This is a genomic window from Isoptericola sediminis (assembly GCF_013085345.1).
GTDB lineage: Bacteria > Actinomycetota > Actinomycetes > Actinomycetales > Cellulomonadaceae > Isoptericola > Isoptericola sediminis.
Map to the genome: position 1 here is coordinate 79229 of NZ_JABFAJ010000010.1, position 12426 is coordinate 91654.

At 75.3% G+C, this 12426-nt stretch carries 9 protein-coding genes; 3 read left to right on the top strand and 6 right to left on the bottom strand.

Translation table 11 applies throughout. The features are described from left to right. Positions 1-78: 78 nt before the first annotated feature. Positions 79-843: an AraC family transcriptional regulator gene (locus HLI28_RS05575; RefSeq protein WP_171246517.1), complete on the bottom strand. Its 765-nt coding sequence runs from the start codon at positions 841-843 to the stop codon at positions 79-81. A 75-nt stretch (positions 844-918) separates the two neighbouring features. Here HLI28_RS05575 and mshD point away from each other — a divergent pair, with 75 nt between their 5' ends. The 3 genes from mshD (at position 919) to HLI28_RS05590 (ending at position 5328) form a co-directional block, all read left to right on the top strand. After that, positions 919-1866 carry a mycothiol synthase gene (gene mshD / locus HLI28_RS05580; protein ID WP_171246518.1) on the top strand — a complete coding sequence of 316 codons (948 nt, stop codon included), beginning with the start codon at positions 919-921 and terminating at the stop codon, positions 1864-1866. A gap of 172 nt (positions 1867-2038) precedes the next feature. Then, on the top strand, positions 2039-4273 hold the full coding sequence (locus HLI28_RS05585; RefSeq protein WP_171246563.1) for an RNA degradosome polyphosphate kinase: 2235 nt from the start codon (positions 2039-2041) through the stop codon (positions 4271-4273). Positions 4274-4281: 8 nt separating this feature from the next. Next, positions 4282-5328 (top strand): NUDIX hydrolase, encoded by a 1047-nt coding sequence (locus tag HLI28_RS05590; protein WP_171246519.1) that lies wholly within the window; start codon positions 4282-4284, stop codon positions 5326-5328. A 22-nt stretch (positions 5329-5350) separates the two neighbouring features. On the opposite strand, the gene hutI is transcribed toward HLI28_RS05590, so the two are convergent. Genes hutI through hutH form a run of 5 tightly spaced genes read right to left on the bottom strand, consistent with a single transcriptional unit; the run spans position 5351 to position 12413 of the window. Further along, positions 5351-6541 carry an imidazolonepropionase gene (gene hutI / locus HLI28_RS05595; RefSeq protein ID WP_171246520.1) on the bottom strand — a complete coding sequence of 397 codons (1191 nt, stop codon included), beginning with the start codon at positions 6539-6541 and terminating at the stop codon, positions 5351-5353. After that, positions 6538-7890 (bottom strand): formimidoylglutamate deiminase, encoded by a 1353-nt coding sequence (locus HLI28_RS05600; RefSeq protein ID WP_171246521.1) that lies wholly within the window; start codon positions 7888-7890, stop codon positions 6538-6540. The genes hutI and HLI28_RS05600 overlap by 4 nt, the downstream gene beginning before the upstream one ends. Further along, the gene (locus tag HLI28_RS05605; protein WP_171246522.1) at positions 7887-9095 is read right to left on the bottom strand and encodes an allantoate amidohydrolase; all 1209 of its coding nucleotides are present in this window, start codon (positions 9093-9095) and stop codon (positions 7887-7889) included. The genes HLI28_RS05600 and HLI28_RS05605 overlap by 4 nt, the downstream gene beginning before the upstream one ends. After that, the gene (gene hutU, locus HLI28_RS05610) at positions 9092-10765 is read right to left on the bottom strand and encodes a urocanate hydratase (protein WP_171246523.1); all 1674 of its coding nucleotides are present in this window, start codon (positions 10763-10765) and stop codon (positions 9092-9094) included. The genes HLI28_RS05605 and hutU overlap by 4 nt, the downstream gene beginning before the upstream one ends. 28 nt (positions 10766-10793) lie before the next feature. Then, entirely contained in the window at positions 10794-12413 is a 1620-nt protein-coding gene (gene hutH / locus HLI28_RS05615; RefSeq protein WP_171246524.1) for a histidine ammonia-lyase, read from the bottom strand. Between the last annotated feature and the right edge of the window lie 13 nt (positions 12414-12426).

Consider the following 12426-nt stretch of genomic DNA (forward strand, 5'->3'; position numbering starts at 1 on the left):
TACCCCGCGGGTGCGACCGCGGCGCGGACGGTACGACCTCGCCGTCGTCGGCGGTGGTGGTGGCTCCCGTCAGCGGGGTCACTCCGTGGCGAGTGCCCGGCTCTTGCGCCGGTAGACCGACGGCGTCTCCCCCGTCAGCCGCACGAAGGTCCGGGTGAACGACGGCTGGTCGTAGAACCCCGCCCGCACCGCCACCTCGGCGAGCGTCAGGTCGGTCTGCGTCAGCAGGGTGGTCGCGTGGTCGACCCGCGCCCGCAGCACGAACTGCTTGGGGGTCAGCCCGAAGATCCGTCGCATCCGACGGTCCAGGGCGCCGGTCGTGCAGCCGGCGACCTCGGCCAGCTCGGCCTGGGTCACGCCCACGCCCAGACGGTCCTCGACGACCTGCACCACGCGGGCCATGGACCCGATCACCTGGTCGTGCACGTCGCGGGTGTTCAGGTCCCGGGAGGTGGACACCAGCCCGAGGACGACGCCGTCCCGCTGCACGGGGAGCTTGGTCGTCAGGTACCACCCCGGTACCCCCCCGGGGCGTCGGATGAGCTCGAGCTCGTTGCGCAGCGGCCAGGCCTCGCTGAGCACCCTGCCGTCCTGCTCCTCGTAGCGGGCGGCGAGCTCGGGCGCGAACAGCTCGGCCGAGGTGCGGCCGACGACGTCGCGGGGCGAGCGACGGTTGGCGCGGTCCACGAAGGTCCGGTTGACCAGCACGTACCGGCCGGTGACGTCCTTGGCGCAGAACATCGTGCCCGACATCTCGTCGAGCAGGTCGACGAGCTCGGGGGACAACGCGTCGATGAGCCGCTCGGCCTCGGGCCACAGCTCCACGGGTGCGCCGATCGCCATGGCGTCGGACGCTACCACCGGCGCGGACCCTCGCCGGAGCGCCGACGGGCACGGGCCAGGGGCCACAATGGTCGGGTGCGACTTCCCGTCCCGATCGAGATCGGTCCCCTGTCCCCGTCCGCCCAGGACGCCGTCCGCACGCTGGCCTCGACGGCCGCGGCCCACGACGGCGTGGACCCGCTGTCGGAGCAGCCGCTGCTGCGCCTCGGCGACGACGGCGCCGACCTGACCCACGCGGTGGTCCGGTCCCGGTCGGGCGCGACGGTCGGCTACCTGCAGGTGGACCGCGGGGGCGACGTGGCCGGTGCGGAGATGGTCGTCCACCCCGAGCACCGGCGCGCCGGCGTGGGCAGCCTGCTGCTGCGGACCGCGGAGCGCGACGCGCGGCTGCCGGAGCGGTCCGGGGCACCCGACCAGCGCGGCAAGCCGCTGCGGGTGTGGGCCCACGGCGACCTGCCCGCCGCCCGGGCCTTCGCGGAGTCCCACGGCTACGCCGTCGTGCGCGAGCTGCTGTTCCTGGCCCGCCCGCTCGACGGGGCGGTCGACGCCGCCGACGCCCCCGCCGTGTCCGAGGGCCACGTCCTGCGGCCGTTCCGGCCCGGCGAGGACGACGACGCCTGGCTGGCGCTCAACGCGCTGGCGTTCGCCGACCACCCCGAGCAGGGGCGCCTGGGTCCGGACGACCTGAGGGCCCGGCTGGCCGAGCCCTGGTTCGACGCGGCCGGGTTCCTCCTGCTGGACCGTCCGGACGGCGGGCCGGCCGGATTCGTGTGGACGAAGGTGGAGACCGACCAGCCGGCAGGGCAGGCCGACGGCGAGATCTACGCCCTCGGCGTCGACCCGGGCACGCAGGGCGAGGGCCTCGGCCGGGTGCTGACGCAGGCGGGGCTGCAGCACCTGGCGGCCGTGGGCTGCACGCGCGCCGTGCTGTACGTCGAGGGCGACAACGTCCCGGCGCTGCGCACCTACGAGCGGGCCGGGTTCACCCGGGCCGCGGTGGACGTGCAGTACGCCCGCCGCTGACCCGGTCGACGCCTGCGTCACCCACCGGTCGGCAATCAGTGCCACGATGGGGCGTATGACAGGCTCCTCCACCCCCGCGGCGCGTCGACGCGACGCCCGTGGCCGGTTCGTGGCCGCTGCCACCTCCACCTCGTCCGAGACCCGCACGACAGCGAAGGCAGGACCCCGCCGGATGGATCCCGAGCTCGCCGCCCACATCGCCGAGCACATCGCCGAGGAGCCGGACCAGGACCAGGTCGTCGAGGAGTCCCTGCACCAGCCGGAGCTCCCCGAGGACCGGTTCGCCGACCGCGAGCTGAGCTGGCTCGCCTTCAACGAACGGGTGCTCGAGCTCGCCGAGGACGAGTCCCTGCCCCTGCTGGAACGCGTGCGGTTCCTGGCGATCTTCGCCTCGAACCTGGACGAGTTCTTCATGGTCCGCGTCGCCGGCCTGAAGCGCCGCATCGCCACCGGGATCGCCGTCACGGCGGCCTCGGGCCTCAGCCCGCGCGAGGTGCTCGCCGGCATCGGCGCCAAGGCCCACGAGCTGATGGACCGGCACGCCCGGGTGTTCCGCGACGACGTCTCGCCGGCCCTGCACGACGAGGGCATCACGCTCGTGCACTGGGACGAGCTGCTCGAGAAGGAGCAGCAGCGCCTGCACAAGTTCTTCCGCAAGCACATCTTCCCGGTGCTCACGCCGCTGGCCGTGGACCCCGCGCACCCCTTCCCCTACATCTCCGGGCTGTCGCTCAACCTGGCGGTCGTGGTGGCCAACCCGCTGACCGACAAGGAGCACTTCGCCCGGGTCAAGGTGCCCCCGCTGCTGCCGCGGTTCATCGCCGTCGACGACCGGGGCCGCCCCAGCGCGCCGACACCGACCCAGAAGGGTGGGACGCAGAAGTCCTTCGTGCCGCTGGAGGAGGTCATCGCCCAGCACCTGGACTACCTCTTCCCCGGGATGGAGATCCGCGAGCACCACACCTTCCGCGTCACCCGCAACGAGGACGTGGAGGTCGAGGAGGACGACGCCGAGAACCTCCTGCAGGCGATGGAGAAGGAGCTGCTGCGGCGCCGCTTCGGCCCGCCGGTCCGCCTCGAGCTGCACGAGGAGATCTCCCCGCGCATCCGCGAGCTGCTGGTGCGCGAGCTCGGCGTGGTCGAGGAGGAGGTCTACCAGCTGCCCGGGCCGCTCGACCTGACGGGTCTCAACGTGCTGGCCGACATCGACCGCGCGGAGCTGCACTACCCGCCGTTCGTCCCGACGACGCACCGCCAGCTCGCCGAGGTGGAGTCGGCGATGCCGGGGAACGTGTTCGCCGCGATCCGCGAGCGGGACGTGCTGCTGCACCACCCCTACGACTCGTTCTCGACGTCGGTGCAGACGTTCCTCGAGCAGGCCGCGGCCGACCCGAAGGTGCTGGCGATCAAGCAGACGCTGTACCGCACCTCGGGCGACTCCCCGATCGTCGACGCGCTCATCGACGCCGCCGAGGCGGGCAAGCAGGTCCTGGCCCTGGTGGAGATCAAGGCCCGGTTCGACGAGCAGGCCAACATCTCCTGGGCCCGCAAGCTGGAGGAGGCCGGCGTCCACGTCGTGTACGGCATCGTCGGGCTGAAGACGCACTGCAAGCTCTCCCTGGTGGTGCGCCAGGAGTCGGACGGGCTGGCCCGCTACTGCCACGTGGGCACGGGCAACTACCACCCGAAGACGGCGCGGCTGTACACCGACCACGGCCTGCTGACCTGCGACCCGGACGTGGGCCAGGACCTGACCCGGCTGTTCAACCAGCTCTCCGGCTACGCGCCGCACTCGAAGTTCCACCGCCTGCTCGTGGCGCCGCGCACGGTGCGCAGCGGGCTGATCGAGCGGATCGACCGCGAGGCCGAGGCCGCGCGTGCCGGGCACGAGGCGTGGGTGCGGATCAAGGTCAACTCGGCGGTCGACGAGGCGACGATCGACGCCCTGTACCGCGCCTCCCAGGCCGGGGTGAAGGTCGACCTCGTGGTCCGCGGCATCTGCGCGCTGCGCCCCGGGGTGCCGGGGCTCAGCGAGAACATCCGGGTGCGGTCGATCCTCGGCCGGTTCCTGGAGCACTCGCGCATCTTCGCGTTCGCGAACTCGGTCGGCCCCGCCATCGGCGAGGGCGAGAGCAACGGGCCGGAGGTCTTCATCGGCTCGGCCGACCTCATGCACCGCAACCTGGACCGCCGGGTCGAGGCGCTCATCCGGGTCAAGGACACCGGCCAGATCCTCGAGCTGCTCGAGCTGATGAACGACTCGATGTCCGCCCGGACCGCCGCGTGGCACCTCCAGCCGGACGGCACCTGGCGCCGTCAGGTCGAGGACGACGAGGGCCGCCCCACGGTGGACCTGCAGTCCGTGCTGGTCGACCGCCACCGCCGGCGTCCGCCGAGCTCGCGCTGAGCCGCCCGATGAGCACCACGTCGCAGTCCGGCCGCGTCCTGCGCACCGCGACCCCGTTCGTCGACCCGCTGGGGCCGACGTCCGTGCAGCACGCCCCGGTCATCCAGACCGCCGGCGCGGTCGTGTGGCGCATCCGCCACGACCGCCTCCAGGTCCAGCTCGTCCACCGCCCCCGCTACGACGACTGGTCGTGGCCCAAGGGCAAGCACGAGGAGGGCGAGTCCCTGGCGACCACGGCCGTGCGGGAGGTCACCGAGGAGACGGGCAAACCCGTGGTCCTCGGGCTCCCGCTGCCCGGCCTGCAGTACCTGACGCCGGAGGGCCGGGTGAAGCGGGTGCACTACTGGGCCGCGCGGCGCGCCTCGGCCAAGCACGACTCGCGGGCGCTGGCCGCGCGCACGCCGGTCGCCCCCGCCTCGAGGCGGGAGATCGACAAGGCCGAGTGGCTCGACGCCGAGGACGCCGCCGAGCGGCTCACCCGGAGCACCGACCGCGGGCCGCTGGACGCGCTGGTCGAGGCGCACCGCGACGGCCAGCTGGCCACGCACGCCGTCGTCATCGTCCGGCACGGACGGGCCCTGCCGCGCGCCAACTGGTACGGCGTCGAGCAGGACCGTCCGCTCACACCCCTGGGGCACGGGCAGGCCGCCGCCCTCGTGCCAGTGCTGGCCTCCTACGGCGTGGACGCGGTGATCTCCAGCCGCTGGGAGCGCTGCGCGACGACGATCGACCCGTACGTGCGCGCCGCCAACCTGCGCCCGGAGTACAGCGACAACCTCGGAGAGGCCCAGCACGAACGGTCCCCGGCGCGCGTCGCCGCGGCGGTGCGCGACCTGCTGGAGGCCGACCGGGCCGCGGTGCTGTGCACCCACCGGCCGGTGCTGCCGACGGTGCTGGACGTGCTCGGCCAGCACTCGAGCCGGTCGGTGGCCTCCACGCTGCCGCGGCGCGACCCGTACCTGGAGCCGGGCGAGGCGCTCGTCGCGCACGTGGCGCGCACGCCGAAGGGCCCCAAGGTGGTCGCGGCCGAGCGGGTGGCCCCGCAGGTCTTCTGAGGCCCCGCCCGCACCGGACGCGTCAGACGACGGTGCGGCCGCCCCGCAGGACCGTGCGCACGAGCGGCACGCCCGGGCGGTAGGCCAGGTGCACGTGCGAGGGGGCGTCGAGCACGACGAGGTCGGCCCGCGCCCCGGGCCGCAGCGTCCCGACGTCGTCGCGCCGCAGGGCCGCGGCTCCCCCGGCGGTGGCGGCGCGCACGGCCTCCAGCGGGGTGAGCCCCATCTCCCGCACGGCGAGCGCCACGACGAACGGCATCGACGAGGAGTAGCAGCTGCCGGGGTTGCAGTCGGTGGCCAGGGCGACGGCGACGCCCGCGTCGAGCAGGGCCCGCGCGTCCGGGTAGGGCGAGCGGGTGGAGAACTCCACGGCGGGCAGCAGCGTCGCCACCGTGCTCGACCCGGCCAGTGCCGCGACGTCGTCGCCGGTGAGGTGGGTGCAGTGGTCGACGCTGGCGGCGCCGACCTCGACGGCGAGCCGGACGCCGGGACCGGGGCCGAGCTGGTTGCCGTGCACGCGGGGCAGCAGCCCGGCGCGGATCCCGGCCTCCAGGACCTCCCGGGACTCGTCGGCGTCGAACGCCGTGGGTGCGGCGGGTTCGCAGAAGACGTCGACCCACCGGGCGTGGGGTGCGCAGGCGGCGAGCATCGGCCCGGTGACGAGGTCGAGGTAGGCACGACGGTCGTGCGCGAGCTCGGCCGGCACGGTGTGGGCGCCGAGGAACGTCGTCTCGTCGGTGAGCTCGCGCGCCAGGCGCAGCATGCGTTCCTCGGTGGCGACGTCCTGGCCGTACCCGCTCTTGATCTCGACGGTCGTGGTCCCCTGGGCGAGCATCTCCGCCACGAGGCGTCCCGCGCCGTGGCGCAGCACGTCGTCGGAGGCGGCCCGCGTGGCCGCGACGGTGGTGGCGATGCCCCCGCCGGTGTACGGCTCGCCGGCCATCCGGGCGGCGAACTCCGCGGACCGGTCCCCGGCGAAGACGACGTGCGAGTGCGAGTCCACGAACCCGGGCACCACGCAGCGTCCCTCGACGTCGAGCCGGTCGTCCGCGGCCGGGGCCCGTGCGGCGGGGCCGGTCCAGACGACCCGACCGCCGGAGGCCACCAGCGCGGCGTCGGTCAGGACCCCCGACGGGCCGTGCGCGGGGTCGTGGGCGACGAGCTCGCCGATGCCCGTGACGAGCAGCGTGCGGTCCTCGGCCGGTTCCGTCATCGTCCCTCCTCCACGAGGTCCCAGATCCTCGCGATCGACGTCCGCAGGGCGGAGGCCACGTCCAGGTCGACGTGCCGCCCGTCGCGGACCACGGTGCGTCCGTCGCGGACCACGGTCCGCACGTCGCGGGCCCCGGCGACCAGCGCGAGCTGGGCGGGGTCGGTACCCGCCGTGGCCGGCGTGTCGAGGGCCACGGCGACGAGGTCGGCCCGCGCCCCGACCTCGATCCGGCCGGCGTCGTCCCAGCCGAGGGCACGGTGCCCGGCCGCGGTGGCCGCCTCGACCACGGCGGCGGGTGCGAGCACGCCCCGGCGGCCGGTGCGCAGCCGGGCGTGCTCCTCCAGTCCGCGCGCCTCGGCGAGCAGGTCGGCGGCCACGTGCTGGTCGGAGCCGACGCACAGCGGCACCCCGGTCGCGGCGAGCCGGTCGACGGGGGCGAGTCCGTCGGCCAGGTCACGTTCCGTCGTCGGGCAGACGCACACGGCGGTGCCGGACGCGGCCAGTCGGGCGACGTCGTCGGCGTCCAGGTGGACGCCGTGGACCACGGTCGTGCGCGGGCCGAGCGCACCGGCGGCGTCGAGCACCCCCGTGGGGCTCGTCCCGTGGACCGACCGTGCCGCCCGGTTCTCGCCGGGCTGCTCGGACAGGTGCGCGTGCAGCGGGGCCCCGTGCTCGCGCGCCCAGGACGCGACGACGGCGATCTCGTCCGGCGCGAGGGCCCGCACCGAGTGCACGGCCGCCCCGACGCGGACGTCGTCCGCTCCCGCCCAGGCCGACCGCAGCGCCTCCACGCGGGTCCGCCAGGCGTCGGCGTCCCCGTCGCCGAAGCGCCGCTGCGCGGGCGCGAGCGGCTGGTACGAACCGTCCTCGAGCCCGCCGTGCAGGTAGCAGGTGTCGAGCAGCGTCAGGCGCACCCCGGCCCGGGAGGCGGCCCGTCGCAGCGCCCCGGCCATGGCGTGCGGGTCGTCGTACCGGCCGCCGTCCGGCGCGTGGTGCACGTAGTGGAACTCCCCGACCGCCGTCACGCCCGCGAGCGCCAGCTCCGCGTAGGTGGCGGTGGCGAGCTCCTCGTACGCCGCGGGGGTCAGGACGTCGGCGACCGCGTACATCCGCTCGCGCCAGGTCCAGAAGGATCCGCCGTCGTCGTGCGTGCGTCCGCGCAGCGCCCGGTGGAACGCGTGCGAGTGGGCGTCGGCCAGCCCGGGCAGGACGACGCCGGGCAGCACCGTGTCGGTCGCGTCCGGCGTGGTCCCGGGTTCGACGGCGGTCACCCGGCCGGCGTCGGTCTCGACGCGCACCCCGGCGGCGAGGCCGCCCGGCAGCCACGCGTGCTCGCACCAGAAGGTCACGCGGCCTCCCCCAGGAGGTCGGTCAGGACGTCCGCGAGCGCCACGACGCCGGCCTCGCAGTCGGTCTCCTCGGCGTGCTCGGTGGGGGTGTGGGAGGCACCCGTGGGGTTGCGGACGAACAGCATCGCGGTCGGCACGCCGGCGGCGGCGAGGATGCCGGCGTCGTGCCCGGCGCCGGTCCCGATCACGGGCGCGGCTGCGCCCCCGGCGGGTCGTCCGACGACGTCGGCCAGGCGGGCGGCCAGGGCCGGGTCGAACACGGTGGCCGGGGACCAGGACTCCTCGACGGGGCCGTAGCCCGACAGGTCGGCGAGGACCCGGTGCACGGCGTCCTCGCGGGGTGCCCGGGAGTCGATCCAGGCCCGGACCCGCGAGGGGATCGCGTTGACGCCGTTCGGCTCCACGGAGACCTTCGCGACGGTGGCGAGCGCGTCGGCCGACCCGGCGGCGGCCCGGACCTCCTGGATCAGCCCGGCCAGGTCCAGCATCGGGTCGTGCCGGTGGGCCAGCGGCGTCGTGCCCGCGTGGTTCGCCTCGCCGTGCAGGTCGACCCGCCAGCGGCCGTGCGGCCAGATCGCCGACGCCACCGCGACGGGCGCTTCGTCGTCGCCGGTCAGGTCGGCGAGGTACCGCCCCTGCTCCACGTGCAGCTCGACGAAGGTGCCCACCCGGGCCAGCGCCTCGGCGTCGCGCCCGTAGCCGGCCGGGTCCAGGCCCGCCCGGGCCAGCACGTCGGCGAGCGTGTCCCCGTCGTCGTCGCGCAGACCGAGCAGACGGTCGGCACCCGCGGTGCCCGTCACGGCCCGCGACCCGAGGCAGGCCAGCCCGAACCGGGCGCCCTCCTCGTCGGAGAAGTTCACGACGCCGAGGGGCCGGGCGGGGCGCACGCCGCGGGCCCGCAGCAGGTCGACGGCCGCGAAGGCGCTCGCGACGCCCAGCGGGCCGTCGAACGCGCCGCCTCCGGGCACCGAGTCGAGATGGCTGCCGGTGACGACACCGGGGCCGTCGGCGTCCGGGTCGCCCCACCACGCCCACTGGTTCCCGGCGCGGTCCACGGTGACGTCGAGCCCGCGGGCGGCGGCCTCGGCGACGAACCACTCGCGCAGGGTGAGGTCCGCCGTCGTCCAGGCGAAGCGGGCGTACCCGCCGCTCGAGGCCCGTCCGACGTCGGCGAGGTCCCGCAGGAGTCCCGCGACACCGCTCACGCGTCACCCCGCATCGGCAGCTCCAGGCCACCACGTTCGGCCGCGGCGACGGCGTCGTCGTACCCGGCGTCGGCGTGCCGCAGCACGCCCGTGGCCGGGTCGTTGGACAGCACCCGCTCGAGCTTCTGCGCGGCGAGGTCGGTGCCGTCGGCGACCGTCACCTGGCCGGCGTGGATCGACCGGCCCATGCCGACGCCACCACCGTGGTGCAGCGACACCCAGGTCGCGCCGGAGGCCGCGTTGACGAGGGCGTTGAGCAGCGGCCAGTCCGCGATCGCGTCCGAGCCGTCCGCCATCGCCTCGGTCTCGCGGTACGGCGAGGCCACCGAGCCGGAGTCCAGGTGGTCGCGTCCGATGACGATCGGCGCGCTGATCTCCCCGGACTCGACCAGCTCGTTGAACCGCAGGCCGGCACGGTCGCGCTCGCCGTGACCCAGCCAGCAGATGCGGGCGGGCAGCCCCTGGAAGGCGACCTTGTCCTGGGCGGCGCGGATCCACCGGTGCAGGTGGTCGTCCTCGGGGAAGAGGTCCAGCACGGCCCGGTCGGTGGCCGCGATGTCGCGCGGGTCCCCGGACAGCGCCGCCCACCGGAACGGCCCCTTGCCCTGGGCGAACAGCGGGCGGATGTAGGCGGGCACGAAACCCGGGAACTCGAAGGCCCGCTCGTACCCGCCCTGGCGGGCCTCGTCGCGGATCGAGTTGCCGTAGTCGAACACCTCGGCACCGGCGTCCTGGAAGCCGACCATGGCCTCCACGTGCCGGGCCATCGACTCGCGGGCCCGGTCGGTGAACTCCTCGGGCTTCGCGGCGGCGTACTCGGCCCAGTCGGCGACGTCGACGCCCACCGGGAGGTAGGACAGCGGGTCGTGCGCGGAGGTCTGGTCGGTGACGACGTCCACGTCCGCGCCGCGGCGCAGCAGCTCGGGCAGCACCTCCGCGCTGTTCCCCGTCAGCCCGACCGACAGCGGCCGGGCGGCGGCCTTCGCCTCCTGCACCCGCTGCAGGGCGTCGTCGAGGGAGTCGGCGACGACGTCCAGGTAGCGCTCGCGCACGCGCCGGTCGAGACGTGCCCGGTCGACGTCGACCACGAGGCAGACACCCCCGTTGAGGGTGACGGCGAGCGGCTGCGCGCCGCCCATGCCGCCGCAGCCGCCCGTGACCGTCAGCGTCCCGGCCAGGGTGCCGCCGAACCGCTTGGCAGCCACCGCGGCGAGCGTCTCGTAGGTGCCCTGCAGGATGCCCTGCGCGCCGATGTAGATCCACGACCCGGCCGTCATCTGGCCGTACATCGTCAGCCCGAGCTGCTCGAGACGACGGAACTCCGGCCAGGTCGCCCAGTCCCCCACGAGGTGGGAGTTGGCGATGAGCACCCGCGGCGCCCACTCGTGGGTCCGCAGCACCCCGACCGGTTTGCCGGACTGCACGAGCATCGTCTCGTCCGCGCGCAGGTCCGTCAGCGTGCGGACCATCGCGTGGAAGCTCGGCCAGTCCCGGGCGGCACGGCCCGTGCCGCCGTAGACGACCAGGTCGTCGGGACGCTCGGCGACCTCCGGGTCGAGGTTGTTCTGCAGCATGCGCAGCGGCGCCTCGGTCTGCCAGCTCCGGGCGGTCAGGGTGGTACCGCGCGGGGCACGGACCGGCACGGGGGTGCCGCGGTCGTAGGTCGTCATCGGTGACTCCTCGGGTGGTTCGGGTCGGTCAGGCGAGCTCGCCGACGGCGGCGGTCGCGGCGTCCAGCACCGCCCCGCCGACCACGAGGTCGACGACGGCGTCGATCTCCGGCGTCAGGTACCGGTCGGGCCCCGGGCCCTCGACCCGGGTGCGCAGCAGGTCGCGGACGGCGCCGGTGCCCGCGGCCGGCCCGTGGGCGGGGTCCGCGGCGGCGCGCAGGTCCAGGGCCCGGGCGGCGGTGAGCAGCTCGATCGCCAGGACCCGGCTCAGCCCGTCCACGGCGCGGCGCAGCTTGCGGGCACCGGCCCAGCCCATGGAGACGTGGTCCTCCTGCATGGCCGAGGACGGGATCGAGTCCACGCTCGCCGGCGCCGCGAGACGCTTGAGCTCGGAGACGATCCCCGCGGCCGTGTACTGGGCGATCATCAGCCCCGAGTCCACGCCGGGGTCGTCGGCCAGGAACGGCGGCAGGCCCTCGTTGCGCGCGACGTCGAGGAACCTGTCGGTGCGGCGCTCGCTGATGCCGGCGACGTCGGCCACCGCGATCGCCACGAAGTCCAGAACGTACGCCACGGGGGCGCCGTGGAAGTTGCCGTTGGACTCCACCCGCCCGTCCACCGTCACCACCGGGTTGTCGATCGCCGCGGCCAGCTCGCGGTCGGCGACGAGGCGCGCGTGGTCGAGGGTGTCGCGGGCGGCGCCGTGCACCTGGGGGGCGCAGCGCAACGAGTAGGCGTCCTGGACGCGGGTGCAGGACGGCGTCCCGTCGGGCTCGAGCTCGCGGTGGCTCGCCATGAGCGGGGAACCGGCGAGCAGCGCCCGCAGGTTCGCCGCCGACGCCGCCTGCCCCGGGTGGGGGCGCATCGCCACGAGGTCGGCCGCGTACGGGGCGTCGGAGCCCAGCAGCGCCTCGACGCTCTGCGCGGCCGCGACGTCGGCGGTGGCGAGCAGGCCCTGCAGGTCGTCCAGGGCCAGGCAGAGCTGGCCGAGCATCCCGTCGGTGCCGTTGATGAGCGCCAGCCCCTCCTTCTCCTGCAGCGCCAGCGGCTCGATCCCGGCCGCGGCCAGCGCCTCCCCGGCCGGGTGCCGGGTGCCCGCGGGGTCCCGGACCTCGCCCTCGCCGAGGGCGGCCAGGGCGACATGGGCGAGCGGTGCGAGATCGCCGGAGCAGCCCAGGGAGCCGTACTCGTGGACGACGGGGCTGAGCCCCGCGTTCAGCATCGCCGCGTAGGTCTCGGCGACCTCGGGACGGACCCCCGTGCGGCCGGTGCACAGCGTGGCCAGACGCAGCAGCTGCAGGGCGCGCACCACCTCGGTCTCCACCTCGGGCCCGGACCCCGCGGCGTGCGAGCGCACCAGGGAGAGCTGGAGCTGGGCCCGCGACCCGGCGGGGATGTGCCGGCGGGCGAGGGCGCCGAACCCGGTGGACACGCCGTAGTGGGGGACGACGTCGTCCGCCAGCGCGTCGATCACGGCCCGGGAGCGCGCCATTGCGTCCAGGACCGCGCCACCCACGGAGACCGGGGCGCCGTGGCGTGCGACGGCGACGACCTGGTCGACCCGCAGGGGGGACCCGTCCAGCAGGACCGTGGTGGTCCCCCGGCCGTCGGTGACGGGGGACGGCGGCGAGGGGTGCGTCGTGCTCATGCCCTCATCGCAC

Coding starts and splice junctions, on each gene's coding strand:
- HLI28_RS05575 (WP_171246517.1), bottom strand. CDS start 843: ATGGCGATCGGCGCACCCGTGGAGCTGTGGCCCGAGGCCGAGCGGCTC.
- HLI28_RS05585 (WP_171246563.1), top strand. CDS start 2,039: ATGGATCCCGAGCTCGCCGCCCACATCGCCGAGCACATCGCCGAGGAG.
- HLI28_RS05590 (WP_171246519.1), top strand. CDS start 4,282: ATGAGCACCACGTCGCAGTCCGGCCGCGTCCTGCGCACCGCGACCCCG.
- hutI (WP_171246520.1), bottom strand. CDS start 6,541: ATGACGGAACCGGCCGAGGACCGCACGCTGCTCGTCACGGGCATCGGC.
- hutU (WP_171246523.1), bottom strand. CDS start 10,765: ATGACGACCTACGACCGCGGCACCCCCGTGCCGGTCCGTGCCCCGCGC.
- hutH (WP_171246524.1), bottom strand. CDS start 12,413: ATGAGCACGACGCACCCCTCGCCGCCGTCCCCCGTCACCGACGGCCGG.